This window comes from Pseudomonas flavocrustae (assembly GCF_029872515.1).
Lineage (GTDB): Bacteria > Pseudomonadota > Gammaproteobacteria > Pseudomonadales > Pseudomonadaceae > Chryseomonas > Chryseomonas aestiva.
Genome location: NZ_JAPDIQ010000013.1, coordinates 1 through 18,738 on the forward strand (window position 1 = coordinate 1; position 18,738 = coordinate 18,738).

19 protein-coding genes and 1 other RNA gene are annotated in these 18,738 nt (G+C 66.1%); 11 read left to right on the top strand and 9 right to left on the bottom strand.

From position 1 onward, the window contains the following. Positions 1 to 82: 82 nt before the first annotated feature. The 7 genes from OMP44_RS21955 (at position 83) to OMP44_RS21985 (ending at position 6,493) form a co-directional block, all read left to right on the top strand. Positions 83 to 1,111 carry an amino acid ABC transporter substrate-binding protein gene (locus OMP44_RS21955; protein ID WP_187981194.1) on the top strand — a complete coding sequence of 343 codons (1,029 nt, stop codon included), beginning with the start codon at positions 83 to 85 and terminating at the stop codon, positions 1,109 to 1,111. A gap of 100 nt (positions 1,112 to 1,211) precedes the next feature. Then, the gene (locus tag OMP44_RS21960; RefSeq protein WP_187981195.1) at positions 1,212 to 2,399 is read left to right on the top strand and encodes an amino acid ABC transporter permease; all 1,188 of its coding nucleotides are present in this window, start codon (positions 1,212 to 1,214) and stop codon (positions 2,397 to 2,399) included. A 9-nt stretch (positions 2,400 to 2,408) separates the two neighbouring features. Next, entirely contained in the window at positions 2,409 to 3,509 is a 1,101-nt protein-coding gene (locus OMP44_RS21965; protein ID WP_187981196.1) for an amino acid ABC transporter permease, read from the top strand. A 10-nt stretch (positions 3,510 to 3,519) separates the two neighbouring features. After that, on the top strand, positions 3,520 to 4,287 hold the full coding sequence (locus OMP44_RS21970; protein ID WP_039976153.1) for an amino acid ABC transporter ATP-binding protein: 768 nt from the start codon (positions 3,520 to 3,522) through the stop codon (positions 4,285 to 4,287). 264 nt (positions 4,288 to 4,551) lie between these two features. Then, entirely contained in the window at positions 4,552 to 5,244 is a 693-nt protein-coding gene (gene pcsA, locus OMP44_RS21975; protein WP_280311394.1) for a phosphatidylcholine synthase, read from the top strand. A 2-nt stretch (positions 5,245 to 5,246) separates the two neighbouring features. Next, positions 5,247 to 5,567 carry a GIY-YIG nuclease family protein gene (locus OMP44_RS21980; protein WP_208694098.1) on the top strand — a complete coding sequence of 107 codons (321 nt, stop codon included), beginning with the start codon at positions 5,247 to 5,249 and terminating at the stop codon, positions 5,565 to 5,567. Continuing rightward, positions 5,555 to 6,493, top strand: a complete 939-nt coding sequence (locus OMP44_RS21985; protein ID WP_280311260.1) for a glutathione S-transferase family protein — start codon at positions 5,555 to 5,557, stop codon at positions 6,491 to 6,493. Before OMP44_RS21980 ends, OMP44_RS21985 begins: the two co-directional genes overlap by 13 nt. Positions 6,494 to 6,552: 59 nt before the next feature. Here the strand turns inward: OMP44_RS21985 and OMP44_RS21990 are convergent, their stop codons facing one another. The 5 genes from OMP44_RS21990 to OMP44_RS22010 all read right to left on the bottom strand — a co-directional run bounded on the left by OMP44_RS21990 (position 6,553) and on the right by OMP44_RS22010 (position 10,615). Beyond that, positions 6,553 to 7,173, bottom strand: a complete 621-nt coding sequence (locus OMP44_RS21990; RefSeq protein ID WP_273863119.1) for a flavin reductase family protein — start codon at positions 7,171 to 7,173, stop codon at positions 6,553 to 6,555. A 10-nt stretch (positions 7,174 to 7,183) separates the two neighbouring features. Beyond that, positions 7,184 to 7,654: a metallophosphoesterase family protein gene (locus OMP44_RS21995; RefSeq protein ID WP_280311264.1), complete on the bottom strand. Its 471-nt coding sequence runs from the start codon at positions 7,652 to 7,654 to the stop codon at positions 7,184 to 7,186. 10 nt (positions 7,655 to 7,664) lie between these two features. After that, complete coding sequence (locus OMP44_RS22000; protein ID WP_280311266.1) at positions 7,665 to 9,194, bottom strand: FAD-dependent oxidoreductase; 1,530 nt, start codon at positions 9,192 to 9,194, stop codon at positions 7,665 to 7,667. Between the two features lie 81 nt (positions 9,195 to 9,275). Continuing rightward, positions 9,276 to 10,190, bottom strand: coding sequence for a cation diffusion facilitator family transporter (locus OMP44_RS22005; protein ID WP_280311268.1), 915 nt, complete (start codon positions 10,188 to 10,190; stop codon positions 9,276 to 9,278). Next, positions 10,190 to 10,615, bottom strand: a complete 426-nt coding sequence (locus OMP44_RS22010) for a hypothetical protein (protein ID WP_017639149.1) — start codon at positions 10,613 to 10,615, stop codon at positions 10,190 to 10,192. Before OMP44_RS22010 ends, OMP44_RS22005 begins: the two co-directional genes overlap by 1 nt. Positions 10,616 to 10,742: 127 nt before the next feature. Between OMP44_RS22010 and OMP44_RS22015 the strand changes: the two genes are divergently transcribed. Further along, positions 10,743 to 10,818, top strand: a non-coding RNA gene (locus OMP44_RS22015) — sX9 sRNA. 43 nt (positions 10,819 to 10,861) lie between these two features. Further along, a complete protein-coding gene (gene hrpB, locus OMP44_RS22020) occupies positions 10,862 to 13,366 on the top strand; it encodes an ATP-dependent helicase HrpB (protein WP_280311272.1) in 2,505 nt (834 codons plus the stop codon). A gap of 66 nt (positions 13,367 to 13,432) precedes the next feature. On the opposite strand, the gene OMP44_RS22025 is transcribed toward hrpB, so the two are convergent. After that, positions 13,433 to 13,936 (bottom strand): Lrp/AsnC family transcriptional regulator, encoded by a 504-nt coding sequence (locus OMP44_RS22025; protein ID WP_133862081.1) that lies wholly within the window; start codon positions 13,934 to 13,936, stop codon positions 13,433 to 13,435. 138 nt (positions 13,937 to 14,074) lie between these two features. On the opposite strand from OMP44_RS22025, the gene OMP44_RS22030 reads away from it, so the two are divergent. After that, positions 14,075 to 15,010 (top strand): DMT family transporter, encoded by a 936-nt coding sequence (locus OMP44_RS22030; RefSeq protein ID WP_280311275.1) that lies wholly within the window; start codon positions 14,075 to 14,077, stop codon positions 15,008 to 15,010. 83 nt (positions 15,011 to 15,093) lie between these two features. Here the strand turns inward: OMP44_RS22030 and OMP44_RS22035 are convergent, their stop codons facing one another. Then, the gene (locus OMP44_RS22035) at positions 15,094 to 15,834 is read right to left on the bottom strand and encodes an NPP1 family protein (protein WP_187981213.1); all 741 of its coding nucleotides are present in this window, start codon (positions 15,832 to 15,834) and stop codon (positions 15,094 to 15,096) included. Positions 15,835 to 16,185: 351 nt separating this feature from the next. On the opposite strand from OMP44_RS22035, the gene OMP44_RS22040 reads away from it, so the two are divergent. Next, complete coding sequence (locus OMP44_RS22040; RefSeq protein WP_280311277.1) at positions 16,186 to 16,614, top strand: pyridoxamine 5'-phosphate oxidase family protein; 429 nt, start codon at positions 16,186 to 16,188, stop codon at positions 16,612 to 16,614. 138 nt (positions 16,615 to 16,752) lie between these two features. On the opposite strand, the gene OMP44_RS22045 is transcribed toward OMP44_RS22040, so the two are convergent. Together OMP44_RS22045 and OMP44_RS22050 are read right to left on the bottom strand one after the other, a co-directional pair. Then, positions 16,753 to 17,961: an amino acid deaminase gene (locus tag OMP44_RS22045; protein WP_280311279.1), complete on the bottom strand. Its 1,209-nt coding sequence runs from the start codon at positions 17,959 to 17,961 to the stop codon at positions 16,753 to 16,755. Next, positions 17,958 to 18,731 (bottom strand): IclR family transcriptional regulator, encoded by a 774-nt coding sequence (locus OMP44_RS22050; RefSeq protein ID WP_280311281.1) that lies wholly within the window; start codon positions 18,729 to 18,731, stop codon positions 17,958 to 17,960. The genes OMP44_RS22045 and OMP44_RS22050 overlap by 4 nt, the downstream gene beginning before the upstream one ends. Positions 18,732 to 18,738: the final 7 nt, after the last annotated feature.

An 18,738-nucleotide genomic window follows, 5' to 3' on the forward strand; every position in this document is an offset into this window, starting at 1 on the left:
GCGGGTTCCACGGCAATCAGGCGAGAGACATCGTGCTGCCGTGCGACTGGAACGTAATTCATAAACAAAGTGGAGCTTATCGATGAAGATGGTGAAGTCTACCCTGGCAATTCTGACCACCGCCGCTGCTCTTGGCCTGTCCGGCATGGCTCACGCAGGCGCTACCCTGGATGCGGTGAAGAACAAAGGTTTCGTGCAATGCGGCGTCAGCGATGGCCTGCCGGGCTTCTCCTACACCGATTCCAAGGGTGACTACAAGGGCATCGACGTCGACGTCTGCCGCGCCGTGGCCGCTGCGGTCTTCGGTGACTCCACCAAGGTTCGTTTCACTCCCCTGACCGCCAAGGAGCGCTTCACCGCGCTGCAATCCGGCGAGATCGACGTGCTGTCGCGCAACACCACCTGGACCAGCTCCCGCGATGGCGGCATGGGCCTGATCTTCGCCGGGGTCACCTACTATGACGGCCAGGGCTTCCTGGTGAACAAGAAGCTGGGTGTGAAGAGCGCCAAGGAACTGGACGGCGCCACCGTGTGCATCCAGGCCGGTACCACCACCGAACTCAACCTGGCCGACTACTTCCGTTCCAACGGCATGAAGTTCACCCCCATCACCTACAGCACCTCGGACGAGAGCGCCAAGTCGCTGGAAGCGGGTCGTTGTGACGTCCTGACCTCCGACCAGTCGCAGCTGTACGCCCAGCGCAACAAGCTGTCCAAGCCCGACGACTATGTCGTGCTGCCCGAGGTGATCTCCAAGGAGCCCCTGGCACCGGCCGTCCGTCGTGGTGACGAGGACTGGCTGACCGTGGTCAAGTGGTCGCTGTTCGCCCTGGTCAACGCCGAAGAGCTGGGTCTGACCTCCGCCAACGTCGAGGCCCAGGCCAAGGACTCCAAGAACCCTGACGTACGTCGTCTGCTGGGTGCCGATGGCGAATTCGGCAAGGATCTGAAGCTGCCGAAAGACTGGGCGGTGCAAATCGTCAAGCAGGTCGGCAACTACGGCGAAGTCTTCGAGCGCAACGTCGGCATGGGCAGCGATCTGAAGATCAAGCGTGGCCTCAACGCCCTGTGGAATGCAGGCGGTCTGCAGTACGCCCCGCCGGTCCGTTGATCTCGGCGCCTTAGTCGCCGACCACCTTCCGGATGTGCAGATTCTCGCCCTGCAGCGTTCCCCGCGCTGTGGGGCGAGAATTTAATGAGGCTTCTAGTAGATGCAAAACGTTAGCAAACCGTCCTCGCCGGTCCGTGGGTCTCTGCTCACCGATCCGCAGGCACGCTCCTGGCTGTTCCAGATCGTGGCCGTGATCGCCGTTGTGGCCTTCGGCTGGTTCCTGTTCACCAACACCCAGGCCAATCTCGCCAACCGGGGTATCACCTCCGGCTTCGGCTTCCTGAACAATACCGCCGGCTTCGGCATTCCCCAGCACCTGATTCCCTACAGCGAAGGCGACACCTACGGGCGGGTCTTCCTGGTCGGACTGCTCAACACCCTGCTGGTGTCGGTCATCGGTATCTTCCTGGCGACCATCATCGGTTTCACCGTGGGTGTGGCCCGGCTGTCGAACAACTGGCTGCTGCGCAAGGTCGCCACGGTCTACATCGAGACCTTCCGCAACATTCCCCCGCTGCTGCTGATCTTCTTCTTCTATTTCGCCGTGCTCGCGCCCCTGCCAGGTCCGCGCCAGAGTCTGAGCCTGGGCGAAGCCTTCTTCGTCAACAACCGCGGTCTGTACATGCCCGCGCCGATCGCCGATGCCGGGTTCCTGCCCGGCTTGATCGCGCTGCTGATCGCCATCGTCGCCAGCGTGGTGGTGGTGCGCTGGGCGCGCAAACGGCGGCATGCCACGGGCCAGCGCTTCCCGGTGCTGTGGACCGTACTGGCGCTGCTGATCGGGATCCCGCTGCTGGCGGCCCTGGTCTTCGGCAGGCCGTTGCACTGGGAGGTGCCGGAACTGCAGGGCTTCAACCTGCGCGGCGGCTGGGTGATCATCCCCGAGCTGGTGTCCCTGGCGCTGGCCCTGTCGGTCTACACCGCGGCCTTCATCGGCGAGACGGTGCGTGGCGGCATCCAGGCGGTCAGCCACGGTCAGACCGAGGCGGCCAGTTCGCTGGGGCTGCGTCCGGGGCTGACCCTGCGGCTGGTGATCATTCCCCAGGCCTTGCGGGTGATCATTCCGCCGCTGACCAACCAGTATCTGAACCTGATGAAGAACTCGTCGCTGGGTGCCGCCGTCGGCTATCCGGAGATGGTGGCGCTGTTCGCCGGCACCGTTCTGAACCAGACCGGTCAGGCCATCGAGACCATGGCCATCACCATGAGCGTCTACCTGGCCATCAGCATCAGCATCAGCATCCTGATGAACTGGTACAACAAGCGCATCGCGCTGATCGAGCGTTAAGGAGCGCGTATGAGTAACCAGACCCATACTTTCAAACCGGACCTGCCGCCGCCGCCTTCCAGCGTCGGTGTCCTGGCCTGGATTCGGGGCAACCTGTTTTCCAGCATCGGCAATACCCTCCTGACCCTGTTCGGTCTCTACCTCGTCTGGCTGATCGTGCCGCCGGTGGTGAACTGGGCCTTCATCAATGCCACCTGGAGCGGCAGCACCCGTGCCGATTGCGTGCCAGGCGGTGCCTGCTGGGTGTTCATCAAGGAGCGCTTCGGGCAGTTCATGTACGGCTTCTACCCTGGCGATCAGCGCTGGCGCGTGGATCTGACCGTGGTGATCGCCGTGATCGGGGCGATTCCGCTGTTTCTCGACAGCTTCAAGCACAAGGCCCGCTACGGCCTGGCCCTGCTGGTGATCTATCCGCTGGTGGCCTTCTGGCTGCTGTATGGCGGTCTCGGTCTGCGCGTGGTGCCCTCCAGCGAGTGGGGCGGCCTGATGCTGACCGTGGTGATCGCCGCGGTAGGCATCGTCGGCGCCTTGCCGCTGGGCATCCTGCTGGCCCTGGGGCGCCGCTCCAAGCTGCCGGCGATCAAGGTCATCTGCGTGACCATGATCGAGTTCTGGCGGGGGATCCCGCTGATCACGGTGCTGTTCCTGTCGTCGGTGATGCTGCCGCTGTTCCTGCCCGATGGCATGAACCTGGACAAGCTGCTGCGCGCCATCGTCATGGTGATCATCTTCGAGGCGGCCTATATCGCCGAGGTGGTGCGAGGTGGCATGCAGGCCATTCCCAAGGGGCAGTACGAAGCCGCTGCGGCCATGGGCCTGGGCTACTGGCGGACCACCGGCCTGGTGATCCTGCCGCAGGCGCTCAAGCTGGTGATCCCGGGCATCGTCAACACCTTCATCGCGCTGTTCAAGGATTCGAGCCTGGTGGTCATCATCGGCCTGTTCGACCTGCTCAACAGCATCAAGCGCGCCACCTCCGACCCGGCCTGGCCTGGTCTGTCCACCGAAGGCTATGTGTTCGCCGCCCTGGTCTTCTGGATTTTCTGTTTCGCCATGTCCAGCTACTCCGCCCGTCTGGAGCGCAAGCTGAACACCGGCCACAAGCGTTAGGAGTCAATAGATGAATGTAAGCAACAAGCAGCCGGTCGACAGCAGCAAGGTCATGATCCAGCTGAAGGACGTGAACAAGTGGTACGGCCAGTTCCACGTGCTCAAGGACATCAACCTGACCGTTACTCAGGGCGAGCGTATCGTGCTGTGCGGACCGTCCGGCTCGGGCAAGTCCACCACCATCCGCTGCATCAATCGCCTGGAAGAGCACCAGAAGGGCCAGATCATCGTCGACGGTACCGAGCTGACCAACGATCTCAAGCAGATCGAGACCATTCGCAGCGAAGTCGGCATGGTGTTCCAGCACTTCAACCTCTTCCCGCACCTGACCGTGTTGCAGAACTGCACCCTGGCGCCCATGTGGGTGCGCAAGCTGCCGAAGAAGCAGGCCGAAGAGATCGCCATGCACTACCTGCAGCGGGTGCGCATTCCCGAGCAGGCCAACAAGTTTCCGGGCCAGCTGTCCGGCGGCCAGCAGCAGCGCGTGGCCATCGCCCGGGCGCTGTGCATGCAGCCGCGCATCATGCTGTTCGATGAGCCGACCTCGGCGCTCGATCCGGAAATGGTGAAGGAGGTGCTGGACACCATGATCGGCCTGGCCCAGGACGGCATGACCATGCTCTGCGTGACCCACGAGATGGGCTTTGCCCGCACCGTGGCCAACCGGGTGATCTTCATGGACAAGGGCGAGATCGTCGAACAGGCCGCGCCGGACCAGTTCTTCGACAACCCGCAGAACGAGCGCACGCGGCTCTTCCTCGGCCAGATCCTGCACTAGGAAGCGACCGGGGCGGACGTGCTCCGCCCCGGTCGTCCTGCGAACCCAGTCACGGGCGTTCGGCGGGAAGGCGGGCAAAGGACGGCAAGGCGCGGTATCCTCGATGTTTGGCGCCCGGTTTCCGGGGTCGGCGGTCAAGGCCCGCCTTGCCGTTCACCGGCTTCATTGTCGATTTCGTAGCGTATTGCCAGAACAGGCGGTGCGCTGGACAGTCGAAGCCGTCATCATAGAGAGACGCCCGTGAACTCCATTTCCCATCCGCTCATGCTGACAAAAGCCAAGGCCTGGGGCGCCCATGCGGTGACCTCCAGTGGTGTGATCCTCGCGCTTCTGGCGCTGCTCGCTCTGGTCGACGGTCAACCCAAGGGTTGCCTGATGTGGCTCGGCATCGCCCTGCTCGTCGACGGGCTCGACGGCACCCTGGCGCGCAAGTTCGAAGTCAAGCGGGTCCTGCCCCATTTCGACGGCTCGGCGCTGGACCTGGTGGTCGACTACCTGACCTATGTGTTCATTCCGGCGATCTTCATCTATCGCTTCGTTCCCTTGCCGCCGCACTTCGAGCTGGTTGCGGTGGGCATCATCCTATTGTCGTCGCTGTTCTGTTTCTGCAATGTGAACATGAAGAGCGCCGACAACTATTTCGTCGGCTTTCCCGCGGCCTGGAATGTGGTGGCGCTGTATTTCTACGTGCTGGACCTGGCGCCCTGGTTCAGCATGGCGGTGGTGCTGGTGCTGGCCGCCCTGACCCTGACCCGGGTCAAGTTCCTGCATCCCTTCCGCGTGCGTCAGCTGATGGCCTTGAACATCGCCGTGACCTCCATCTGGCTGCTCAGCAGCGCCATAATGGTGTTCGTGCATCCCGACAAGCCGCTGTGGCTGATGGTCCTCTGGTTCGCCAGCGGCATCTATTTCGTCGGCGTGTGCGTCTGGCGTACCGCCCGGGAGTGGTTCGCCTGACGGTGAGCGACGACCCCCTGCCACCCGCGCGCACCTGGTATGTCTACCTGGTGCGCGCCGAGAATCAGGCGCTCTATTGCGGCATCAGCGATGATCCCGAGCGCCGTTTCGCCCAGCACCGCAGTGGCCGCGGTGCCCGCTTCTTCGCTTCCAGCCCGGCCCAGGCGCTGGTCTATGTGGAAGCCTGCGGCGACAAGTCGGCCGCCCTGCGCCGCGAAATCCAGATCAAGAAGCTACCCAAACGAGCCAAGGAAGCCCTGGTGCTGGCCCTGTCCGGCACCTCGCCCGTGGCTGATTCAGGAGTGCTGTCATGTCCGAGCTGATTCTGCATCACTATTGGCAATCGCCCTTCGCCGAGAAGGCGCGCCTGCTGCTGGGTTTCAAGGGGCTGGCCTGGCGTTCGGTGATCATTCCGCGGATGCTGCCCAAGCCCGAGCTGGTGGCGCTCACCGGCGGCTATCGCAAGACCCCGGTGCTGCAGGTGGGGGCCGATGTCTATTGCGACACGGCGCTGATCGCCCGCCGGCTGGAGGCGGAGAAGGCGGTACCGGCGCTGTTTCCGGAAGGTCAGGAAGCGGTCGTGGCCGCCTTTGCTGGCTGGGCGGATTCGGTACTGTTCCAGCATGCGGTGGCGCTGATGTTCCAGCCGGAGATCATGGGGCCGCGCCTGGCAAGTCTGCCGCCGGGGCAGGCCCAGGCCTTCATGGATGACCGCAAGGCGCTGTTCAGTGGTGGCAGCCTGAGTCGTCTGACACCCGAGCAGGCCCGGCAACAGCTGCCAACCCTGCTGACCCGGCTGGAAACCCAGCTCGGGCGCAGCGCTGGCGAATTCCTCTTCGGCACGCCTTCGCTGGCCGACATCGCCCTGGCGCACAACTTCTGGTTTCTCAAGAGCACACCACAACTGGCGCCCCTGATCGACGAGCGTCCCGAGATCGCCGCCTGGTTCGCCCGGGTGCTGGGGTTCGGTCATGGTACCCATGAGGAACTCGGCGCCGCCGAGGCGCTGGAGATCGCCAGGACCGCGGAGCCGCTGGTCTTGCCGAGCGACCAGGCCGTTGCCGTGGAAGGCTTCGCCTGGGGTGACCGGGTGAGCGTGGCGGCGACCGACTATGGGGTGGATCCCGTGGTGGGCGAGCTGGTGCATGCCGACAGCGAAGCCCTGGTGATCCGTCGCCACGACGCGCAACTGGGGGCGCTCCAGGTGCATTTCCCGCGACTGAATTTTCGCGTCAGCGCCGCAGGCTAGTGAGCCTGGAATGCAAAACGGCGCCCTGGGGCGCCGTTTTGCATTCCAGGGCCGACCGCTCAGTCGGGGCGACGCATGCGGAACAGTGCGGCCTCGGTGATCTCGAAATAGTCGGCCGGGCCACCGCCGCGCACGATGGGGCGGGCAGCCGCGGTCTGGTAGATGCCATCCTTGAGCAGGCGCTTGTCGATATGGGCGGCGACCACCTCACCCAGCACCAGCCACTGATCCAGTTCGTCCCCGGAAGCGGTCTTGAGGCGGACGACCTGGCTCAGCTTGCACTCGAAGGCCACCTGGGCCCGGGCGACCCGCGGCACCTTGACGACGCTGGAGGGTGCAGGCTCGAGGCCGGCCAGAGCGAATTCGTCCACCTCGGGTCCGACCATGGCGCTGCTGGTGTTCATCTCCTCGGCCAGTTCACGGGTGGCCAGGTTCCAGACGAACTCGCCCGTGCGCTCGATATTGGCCACGCTGTCCTTGTAGCCCTGGCTGGAAAAGCCGATCAGCGGGGGCTTGTAGTTGAAGGCATTGAAGAAGCTGTAGGGCGCCAGGTTGAGAACGCCGCTTTCGCTATGGGAGGAGATCCAGCCGATGGGACGGGGCGCGATGATGGCGTTGAAGGGATCATGGGGCAGGCCGTGGCCCTGGCTGGGTTCGTAGAAGTGGTAATCGATGCTCATCGGGATTCCTTCAGGGGGTGAGTTCCAGGATCTCGGCCTGGAGCTGGCCGGCATCCAGGGTCAGGCGGCCGACGCTGATCGGCAGCCGAAAGCGCCGCGGGCCAGCGCTGCCGGGGTTTATGTAGAGTACGCCAGCCCGCTCTTCGATCAGCGGCTTGTGCGAATGGCCGCTGACCACCACCCGCACCTTGGCACCGGCGGCCGCCAGATCCAGCTCGGGCAGGATGTGCAGCATATGGATGTCGACGTCGGCCAGGGTCAGGGTGACGCGCTCCGGGATGTCGTCGGCCCAGGGCAGGTCGTCGTTGTTGCCGCGGACCACCGCCAGCGGCGCCAGCTCGCGCAGGGCGTCGAGGATGTCGGGCTTGCCGATGTCACCGGCGTGCAGGATGAAGTCGCTGCCGGCCAGGGCTTCCAGCGCCTGGGGGCGAAGCAGGCCATGGGTATCGGCGATCAGGCCGACGCGATAGGGATTGGCCATGTCGACTCCTTTAGTTGGCCTGGACGATATCCAGGGCCTCGGCGCGTCCCAGCGGCTGGCGCATACGCTGGGCCAGGATGGCGGTGGCTCGTTCCCGCTGGCAGGCTACTACGCCCACTACCCGGTCTTCGGCCAGCAGCAGGGCGACGAAGGTCTGGTCGCCCAGGCTGCCGTCGAGGTGCATGTCGTCCCACTGGCGCGGATGACCGAGGTATTCGTAGCGCTTGCCGTGATGCAGGGTCCAGAAGAAGGGCACGTCCGCGTAGCGTTCGGCGTGGCCGAGCAGATTGCGCGCCGCCAGGCGGCCGTGTTGCTGGGCCAGGCGCCAGTGTTCAATGCGGGTCGGCTGACCGGCAAAGGGAAAGGTCGCCAGATCGCCAACGGCGTAGAGGCCCGCGGTGGCCTGGAGCTGGGTATCCACCGGGACGCTGCCGTCTTCGGCCAGGGGTAGATTGGCCAGGAAGGCGGTCGCCGGGGCGATGCCGGTACCCACCAGGACCAGGTCGGCGGGCAGGTGGGTGCCGTCCTTGAGGCTGACCTGGCGCACCTGGTCGTCGCCGGTAAAGCCCACCACCTCGTTGGGAGCATGGAAGGTCACGCCATTGGCTTCGTGCAGGGTCTTGAAATGCTGGCCGAGGGTCTCGCCCATCTGCTTGACGAAGGGCAGGGAAACGGGGGAAACCACGTCCACCGCCAGGCCCTGCTTGCGCAGGGCGGAGGCGGCTTCCAGGCCGATGAAGCTGGCGCCGACGATCACCACGCGGCCTTCTTCAGGCAGATTGGCCAGGATGGCGGCCGCGTCGGCGCGGGTCCGCAGCAGGTGGACGCCCTTGAGCTCGGCACCGGGCACGTCAAGGGGCCTGGGTTCGCCGCCGTTGGCGAGCACGCAGCCGTCGTAGCTCAGGGTCTGGCCGTTGGCGAGTTCCAGCTGGCGGAGCTGGGGATCCAGGCGCGTCACCTCGGCGTGCAGGCGTTCGATGCGCTGCTGGCGGAAGAAGTCGGCCTCGCGCAGCGGTGGGGCTTCATCGGGGGCCTTGTCGCCCTGGAGGACGAATTTGGACAGGGCGGTCCGGTCATAGGGCTCACCCGGTTCGCGGCCGATCAGCAGCAGGCGGCCGCCAAAGCCGAATTCTCGCAGGGCCGCCGCTGCGGCGGTGCCCGCGGCGCCCGCACCGATGACGATGAACAGGCGATCGTCGGACTGGGGCTCCGCCGTCTGCGCGGGCAGGGGCTCGGTCCCGACCAGCACCTCGCCGTCGCGCACGTCCACCGGATAGCGTTGCAAGGCATCCAGCGCCGGTGGTTCGCAGAGGTGGCCATCGTCGACGGCGAAACTCGCCTTGTGCCAGGGACAGACCAGGCGGCCCTGGCAGACCGCGCCCTCGGCCAGCGGCGCGCCGGCATGGGGGCACTGCGCCTGGAAGGCACGTACCTCGTCACCGACGCGCAGCAGCAGGATTTCGGTGCCTTCGATCTCGACCGCGGTGCCGCGGTCTTCGCGCAGGTCGGCAAGGCGCGCGACCGGGTGCATGGTTTTCATGGTGGACTCCGGCGCCGTCTGGGGCGCTCTCTCGAATCAGGCTCAGCAGATTCGAGAGAGCGCAACGGCGCCAGGTTCCGCTCAGGAGGCGGGCGGCAACGGATGACGGTGCGGAACGTCGGGTGCGTCCAGCGGATCGGCGTGGACCAGCACCTCGGCCTGGGGATACTCGGCGCGGATGGCGGCTTCCACCTCATCGCACAGCACATGGGCACGGGACAGGCTCATCTCGCCCGGCAACTCCAGGTGCATTTGCACGAACCAGTGATTGCCGGAGAGGCGGGTGCGCAGGTCGTGGGCACCTTCCACCCCCGGAACCTGGCAGGCCAGCTGCAGCATGTGTTCGCTGATGTCGGCGGGCAGTTCCTGGTCCATCAGCACGCCAAAGGAATCGCGGGCGATGCCGTAGGCGCTCCAGAGGATATAGAGGGCGATGGCCAGTCCGAACAGCGGATCCAGCCAGTACCAGCCGAAGCCGGTCAGCGCCAGGGCGATCAGGATGCCGACATTGAGCAGCAGGTCGGAGCGATAGTGCAGGGCGTCGGCGCGAACCACCGTGGAGTCGGTGAGGCGGATGACGTGCTGCTGGTAGGCCACCAGCACGGCGGTCAGGGCCAGGGAAAACAGGGTGACGGCGATGCCCAGGGCATGGGCACCCAGGGGTTCGGGTTGCTGCAGCCGCCCGATGGCCTGCCAGGCGATGAGCACGGCGCTGACGCCGATGAAGACCGCCTGGGCGATGCCGGCCAGGGACTCGGCCTTGCCATGGCCATAGCGGTGGTCGTCGTCCGCCGGCTTGAGGGCGTAGTGCACCGCCAGCAGGTTGAACACCGAGGCCAGGCCATCGAGCAGCGAGTCGGTCAGGCCGGCGAGCAGGCTGACCGAGCCGCTGAACCACCAGGCCACGGCCTTGGCCAGGATCAGCGTCGTCGCCACCGCCACCGAGGCGGCCGTGGCGCGACGCAGGAGCCGCTCGGTGCCGTGCGGGTCGCTCATCAGGCGCGCGGGGCGAGGCCCAGGCTGGCGAGCTGCTCGTTGCTGCCGCTGCGCTGCAGCAGGCGCGGATCGTCCAGCGGCAGGTTGTGGCCGGTGGCCTGCTGGATGATGGCCTTGAGGCGCGCGCGATCGACGCTGCCATCCGGGTTGACCGCCTTGTTCAGCTCGCTGGGATCGACCTCGGCGCGCTTGTTGTCGGGCAGGTAGATGGCGCCGGTGGCGAAGTCCACGCCAAAGGCGATCAGGCCGGGAATGATGTAGAACAGCAGGCCGATGGCATCGAGGGCGACGATGCCCGGATCGATCCGGCCACTGCCGGTGATCTGGCCGCGGCGCTCGGGATAGAACAGCGAACCGCAAGCGGTCAGCTGGGTGAACAGGGCTGCGGCGAGGACGCCACACACCGCGCGGGTACGCATCGACATAGACAACCTCCGGTTGGATGAGGCCGCCACTATAGCGGCCGGAATCACGGCGGGCGAGACGCTTTGGAGCGACAAACAAAACTACTGCGCGTCTGCCATACAGGCGCGTGCAGTGCTCGGAATCCTCATGTACCACTCGTACACTGCGGTTTCTGCGCGCCGCGCGCACCTGCCTGACAGCCGCTCGCTACATTTTGTTAGCCGCTCTTATACTGCCCGCCCCGTTGAGACCACCGGCCGTGCCCAATGACGCCCTTGCCCATCGATGTTGTCCTGCCCGAGCTGCGCCAGGCCCTCGCCCACCGCGATGACTGCGTGCTGGAAGCGCCGCCGGGGGCCGGCAAGACCACCCGGGTGCCCCTGGCGCTGTTGCATGAGCCCTGGCTGGCCGGTCAGCTCATCCTGCTGCTGGAGCCGCGCCGGCTGGCGGCGCGCGCCGCCGCCGAGCGCCTGGCCGCGGAACTGGGCGAAGGCGTTGGCGAGACGGTGGGCTATCGCATCCGCCTGGAAAGCCGGGTAGGCCCGCGCACCCGCATCGAGGTGGTCACCGAGGGCATCCTCACCCGACGGCTGCAGGACGATCCGGCGCTGGAGGGCGTCGGCCTGGTGATCTTCGACGAATTCCACGAGCGCAGCCTGGACGCCGACCTGGCCCTGGCGCTGACCCTGAGCGGCCGCGAGCTGCTGCGTGACACCCCGCTCAAGCTGCTGGTGATGTCGGCAACCCTGGAAGGCGAACGCCTGGCTGCCTTGCTGGGCGGAGCGCCGGTGGTGCGCAGCGAGGGGCGCATGTTTCCGGTGACGACCCGCTGGAGCCGACCGCTCGGCCAGGACGAGCGCCTGGAGGCGCGGGTGGCCGCCACGGTGTTGCAGGCACTGGACGAGGAGACCGGCAGCCTGCTGGTCTTTCTGCCCGGCCAGGCGGAGATCCGCCGCACCGCCGAGCGCCTGGCGGAGCAGATGCCCGCGGGGGTATTGCTCTGTCCGCTGCACGGCGAGCTGGAGCTGGCCGCCCAGCGCGCGGCCATCGAGCCGGCGCCGGCGGGTACGCGCAAGGTGGTGCTGGCCACCAACATCGCCGAGACCAGCCTGACCATCGAAGGGGTGCGGGTGGTGGTGGACGCGGGCCTTGCGCGCGTGCCGGCCTTCGATCCCGGCAGCGGCATGACCCGCCTGACCACCCGCCGCATCTCCCGTGCCTCGGCGACCCAGCGCCAGGGTCGCGCCGGCCGCCTGGAACCGGGGATCTGCTATCGACTCTGGTCGGAAGAGCTGCATCAGCAGCTGCCGGCCTATGACAGCGCCGAGATCCTCCAGGCCGATCTGGCCGGTCTGGCCCTGCAACTGGCGCGCTGGGGCATGAACGCCGAGGAGCTGGCCTGGCTCGATCCCCCGCCCGCTGCCGCCCTCGCCCAGGCCCGCGATCTGCTGCTGCGGTTGGGCGCCCTGGACGACCACGGCGTGCTCACGCCTCACGGCCAGGCCATGAGCGGCCTGCCGGCCCATCCGCGGCTGGCCCACCTGCTGTTGCGCGGTCAGGCCTGGGGCCTGGCCGAGCGTGCCTGCGAGATCGCCGCGCTGCTGGGCGAGCGCGACCTGACCCCGGGGCAGGGCGCCGATCTGCACACCCGTCTCCTGCTGCTGGCGGGCGAAGGCCGGGGGCCGCGCGGCGGCGTGGCGCGCATTCGTCAGCTGATCCGCCAGTATCGCGGCCTGTTGCGCGGCCCGGCCGGGCAGCCGGTGGCCGATCCCGAACACCCGCGCTGGACCGGCGCTTTGCTGGCCTGCGCCTATCCGGATCGCATCGCCCAGCAGCGCAAGGCCGGCGGCCAGGACTATCGCCTGGCCAATGGCCGGGCCGCCAGCTTTGGCGAGCCGGATGGGCTGATGAAATCGCCCTGGCTGGTGGTGGCCGACCTGGGCAGTCGCCAGGGGCAGCGCGAAGAGCGCATCTACCTCGCCGCCGAACTGGATCCGGCGCTGTTCGAAGGGCCGCTGGCCGAGCAGGTGGTGAGTCACGACGAACTGGACTGGGATGAACGCGAGGGGGTGCTGCGTGCGGAACGCCAGCGGCGGATCGGCCAACTGGTGCTGAGTCGCGAGCCGCTGAAGAATCTGGACGCCGCCGCCCGCAGCCGGGCGCTGCTCGGGCTGGTGCGGCGCAAGGGCCTGGAGTTGCTGCCCTGGACGCCGGACTTGCGCCAGTGGCAGGCGCGGGTGGCGCTGCTGCGCCAGCTGGACCTGCAGCAGAAGCAGACGAGCGACTGGCCGGATGTAAGCGACGCCGCCCTGCTGGTCAGCCTGGAAGACTGGCTGCTGCCCTATCTGGAGCGCGTTACCCGGCTGGCCCACTTCGCCACTCTGGACCTGGCCGCCATGCTGCAGGGCCTGCTGCCCTGGCCGCTGCCGCGGCAATTGGACGAGCTGGCGCCGCGCAGCCTGGCGGTGCCCTCCGGTTCCAGCATCCGCCTGGACTACAGCGAGCAGCCGCCGGTGCTGGCGGTACGGCTGCAGGAGCTGTTCGGCCTGGCCGACACCCCGCGCCTCGCCGGTGGACGACTGGCGGTCAAGCTGCACCTGCTCTCGCCTGCGCGGCGACCGGTGCAGGTCACCCAGGACCTGGCCAGTTTCTGGGCCAATACCTATGGCGAGGTGAAGAAGGATCTCAAGGGCCGCTATCCCAAACACTACTGGCCGGACGATCCCTTGATCGCCGAACCCACGGCGCGAGCCAAGCCGCGGGGGACGTGAAGTAAACCCCGGAGCGGGCGAGAACGTGGGGCGCAGCCGCCTGACTGGCCTGGCGCTCCCGAACGCTCAACCGTTGCTGCCGGCCGGACGCTTTCGCAGATGATTGGTGGGCAGGGCCGTGGTGTATTTCACCTGGCTCAGGGCAAAGCTCGATCTGATGCTGGCCACGACGGGGATGGACGTCAGGCAGTCGAGTAGGAGCGTCTGGTATTTGCTCAGGTCTTCGCTCACCACCCGCAACATGAAGTCCGCCTCGCCGCTCATGAGGTAGCACTCCATCACTTCCGGGCGCTCCTTGATCGCATTGGTGAAGATCTCCAGGGACTGCTTGTCCTGAAGCTTGAGCGACACATGCACGAAGACGTTGATGGCCAGGTTGAGCGCTGCCGGATCGACCAGTGTCACGGCGCCGCGCAGGACGCCACGCTCCTTCATTTCCGCGACGCGTCGCCAGCAGGGTGAAGCGGAAAGGCCCACGATGTCGGCCAGCTCCGCATTGCTGAGCTCCGCATTTTCCTGAAGCGCATCGAGGATACGCAGGCTGGCCTCATCGAGCGTCGCTCGGCTCATGGTGAGATTTTCCTATGCTGCTCATTTTGTGGGTAAAAATTACCCATATTATCTTTTTAGAGGAACAGATAGGTGCGTTTTTTCGCGGGTATCGCCGCATCATGACCCTGGGAAATCTGCTTGCGACAGGGTGGCACCATGAGCGTTTCAATCCAGCATCTGGCGAAAAGCCGCATCAAGGGCCGGGGCATCTCCTCCACCTACCTGTGCCTGGGACTCATGGTGCTGCTGTGGGGCAGTAGCTGGCCGGTGACGAAGCTTGCCCTGCATAGCGTGCCGCCGCTCTGGCTGGCGACCCTCAGATTCGCCAGTGCCGCGCTCTGCCTGTTCGCCTATCTCGGCGTGCGCGGGCAACTCAGGCGGCCCACCCGGCAGGACCTGCCCATCGTCGCCAGCGTTGGCCTGTTGCAGATGATGACCTTTACCGGACTCGGCATGGTGGCGATGGTGCATGTCGACACCAGCAAGGCCGTGCTCCTGGCCTACACCACGCCGCTGTGGTGCGTGGTCGTGGCCTGGGTGCTGTTTCGTGAAGCGCCGACCCGGCTGCAGCTTGCCGGGCTGCTGGTGGGGATGGCGGGCGTCGTCGCGGTCTGCTCCCCTGGAGAGCTCGACTGGACGCAGCCGGACACCCTTGTGGGGGCGGCCTTCCTGCTGCTGGCGGCGGTGAGCTGGGCGATCGTCATCCTGCATGTGAAGCGCCACCGCTGGGTAACCCCGGCCCTGCTCCTGGCGCCCTGGCAGATGCTGTTGGCCACCATTCCCCTGGCCATTGCCGCCTACCTCGTCGAGGGGCCGCCGGTCGCCATCGTCTGGGATCGAACGCTGGTCGAGGCACTGTTGTTCATCGGTCCGATCGCGACGTCGGCCTGCTTCGTCATCTCGGCGGAGCATGGGCGGAGGATCTCCACGTTCGGCATGTCGAATTTCACCCTGGGGGTGCCACTCGTGGGTACCGCCTTCTCCTGTCTGGCGTTTGGCGCGACCGTCTCCCAGCTGTTTCTCACCGGGCTCGGTCTGGTGATCCTGGGGGTCGGGGTCTCGGCCCTGGCTACGCGGACCGGGCGTCGCTAGCGGGGTGTCTCCGCAGTCGCCAGCACATCGTTGGCTGGACGCCTGCGGCCACGCAGCCAGGGAGCCCCAGCTACCCCACAGGGTCACTGGGTCTGCCAGGCCTTCTGCAGGTTGGACCAGAAGGCCCCGCCATCCTTGAAGGGTACGTTTGCCGCGCCAAAGTCATAGCTGTTCAGGGTGTTCTTGGCGGGTACCGGCATCCGGCTCCAGCTGATCAGTGGCTGGCTGCGCCCCATGTCGTTGGTGGCATCGGGAGAGTGGTCGGCGAAGCCCTTGTAGGTCGCATGATAGGTGACCTTGGGATGGACGCCCTGGGCGAGATAGCCGCTGCGGCCGCGCCAGACGGGGGGATTGAAGTTCACCTGATATTTGCCGTGGGTGGAATAGTCTATCTTCAATATGGGCGAGCCGACTTTGCACTCATTGGTCCAGACGACGATATCTTCCCAGTCATGGCGATGACCGCCCGCGGCGCCCAGATAGTTCGGCGGCTGATCCTTCGGGAAATACCAGGAATACATGATCGCGCAGTGTTTGAAGTATTCGGCCATGCGCGAATAGACCTGGCCATTGGTGCCGCGACAATGCCCATCCGGAGCGCCCGAGGGATGCAGGCCGCCGCTGACATTGCCCGCGGAATCCACCGCCGGATAGTTGTTGCAGGAGTCCGGACCGTCGGCAATCATCGGCTGATAGTAGTATTCGACGGCGGTGGCGTCGGCACGGATCTGTTGTACCTGATCGTGGTTGATAACGGCGGCGAATACCGGTGACGTCAGGCAGAGTGTCGTGGATACCATCAATAGCGAGATCTTACTGCTCATGAAGAATCTCTCCGCTAAGTAGTAGGGGTGGCGTTCATTCGAAGATGGGGTGCTTGCCGAAAGTTGCTGTATCGGCAACCAAGTCGAACTTGGTCCGCTGGGATTTTCCCTGGCGCGCTTGTTGGTTTTATTTAACGGCGGTGACACTTGAATGGCAGGTGCGGCCTAAGAAAGGGAGCGTTGGCATAAGGCGACAGGGGGATGACCGATCTGCATGAGTGCAGGTCATTTCCACTGAACGCCCTCCGTCCGAAAAGCCCGGTCGCGACCGCCGCGCCGGAACCAAGCGGCCGCCGCCCCCGGTCTGAATGCAGACGGGCACTGCCTGCCCGTCCAACCGGAGCGACCCCCATGGCCGACAAGACCCTGCACGACCTTTCCAAAGCGATGCGCGATCTGGATTTCTGCATGCTGACCACCGGCACCGGGCGTTTGACCAGCCGGCCGATGAGCAACAACGGCGACGTCGAATATGACGGGGACTCCTGGTTCTATGCCTACGAGGACTCGGCCAAGATCCGCGACATCGAGCAGGATCCGGCGGTGGGGCTGAGCTTCAGCGAGGGCAAGAGTCTGCTCGGCAAGCCCGGCCTCTTCATCGGCATCGAGGGGCATGCCGAGCTGATCCGCGACAAGGCGCAATTCGAGGCGCACTGGACCAAGAGTCTGGACCGCTGGTTTCCCCAGGGCACCGACACGCCCGGCATGATCCTCATCAAGGTGCATGCCGAGCGCGTGCGTTACTGGGATGGGGAGGAAGAGGGCGAGCTGCGCCCCTAGGCTTTGTCTGAAAGGTGCCTGCACTCGGTCATGCTGCGTTAAAAATCTGTTCGGAATGCTCATTTACCATTCGTAAACTCCGCTTCCTCACAGATTTTTGCCTTGCCTGACCCTCGTTCGACGACCTTTCAAACAAGCCTAAAAGCAGGTCGCGAAGGTCTCCACGACCTGCAGACCTTCGTCGACGATGCAGCCCTGGCGCCACTTGTCGAAGGTCAGGCAGGGGTGGGAGGTGCCCAGGGCGATGATGTCGCCGATGGCCAGCGCTGTCCCCGGGGCCACCACCATGAAGGCGTGCTGGTCCATGATGGCCGTGACCGTGCAGCCGCTGACGTCTACGGCGTCGGCAGCGGTCTGGTCCGGTCGGTAGCGGCGCAGTGGCAGCGGCAGGCCGGCATCGTGGGCGATGTCGCGCTTGCCTAGCGCCAGGATGGCGAAACCGGGTTCGGGCATGGACTGTACATGCGCCCAGACCTCCAGCGCCGGTTGCAGGCCCTCGTTCAGACCGGTGCGGGCCAGGACGCCACACTGGGCATCGCGATAGATCCCGTGGTCATGGACCACATAGCTGCCGGGGCGCATGACGGCAAGAAAACGCTCGCGCACTTCCAGCTGGTCGAAGGCGGCGGCGATCAGGTCGTACCAGGCCGAACCCGAGGCGGTGACGATGGGGCGGTCGAGGGCGAAGGCGCCCTGGCCGCGCAATTCCTCCGCCAGGCGCACTAGGGAATCGGCGAAGGCGCGGATGTCGGTGGCCGCCTCGGCGCCATGGATCACCCCCTCGTAGCCTTCGATGCCGGTCAGGTGCAGCGCCGGTTGCCCGGCGATGGCGCGGGCCAGTTCACGCACCTCGGCTTCGCTGCGGCAACCGCAACGGCCGCCAGGTACGCCGTATTCGATCATCACCTGCAGCGCCAGGCCGCGTGCGCCAAAGAAGACACCCAGGGCGGTGACCTGGTCGGGATGATCCACCAGGCAATGGAAGTCGAAGTCCGGATCGGCGGTGAGCAATTCGGCGATCAGCGCCATGTTCGGCGCGCCCACCAGCTGATTGGCCATCAGTACCCGGCGCACGCCATGGGCTTGGGCGGCGCGGGTTTGCACCGCGGTGGCCAGGGTCATGCCCCAGGCACCCGCGGCCAGTTGTCGCTGGAACAGCGCCGGCGCCATGCTGGTCTTGCCGTGAGGCGCCAGTTCGGCACCGCGCTCGCTGGCGAAGGCCTGCATCCAGGCGATGTTGTGGTCGAGTGCGTCCTGGTGGATGACCAGGGCGGGCAGGGCGATGTCGCTGAGCAGGCTGGCGCCAGGACTGGCGGCGCCTTTCTCGGGGGCGTTGAGAGGGGTCATGGATTCTCCTGGCCGCCCAGGCGCCGGGACAGGCGGCGGGCGCTGTCGACCAGCACCTGGCGGTACTCGGCATGGTGGGCCTGGGCGTCGGCGCGGGGCGCCACGATGCACAGGGTGGCGATGCTCAGGCCGCTGGCGTCCTGCACCGGGGCGGCGAAGCAGTGGGTGTAGGTGTCGGCGATGCTGTCGAAGGAAAAGAAGCCTGCGGCGCAGGCGCTGCGGATCTCGGCGATAAAGGTCGCCGGGGCCAGGCGGCTGCCGTCGGGCAGGATGAAGTCGTCCGGATCGATCAGGGCGAGGATCTCGGCATCGCTCAGATGACCGAGCAGCAGTCGTCCGGAAGCGGTCCAGGGAATGGGCGCGTCCTCGCCGACATTGGACGAGATACGAAAGGCGCGGGCGCCTTCCTTCATCAGCGAGACGGTGTACTTGCGGCCGTTGAGCTGGCACAGCTGGGCGGTCTCGCGGGTCTGGGCGACGATGTCGTCCAAGAGCAGCCCGGCCTCGCGGGCCAGATCGAAGTGGCGCAGGTGCGCCTGGCCGAGAAAGTACAGCTCGCGGCCCAGGTAGACCTGACCGTCGTGGCCCACGGCATCGAGCATGTGCCGCTCCAGCAACAGGCCGACCAGGTCGTAGACGGTGGACTTGGGAATGCCCAGGCCGGCGGCGATCTCGTTGGGTCGCAGCGGCCGACCCACCCGCTTGAGGTGATCGAGGATATCGAAGGCGCGGTCCAGGCCGCGGGCGCGCTGGCGGGTAGGTTCGGTCATGGCTCCG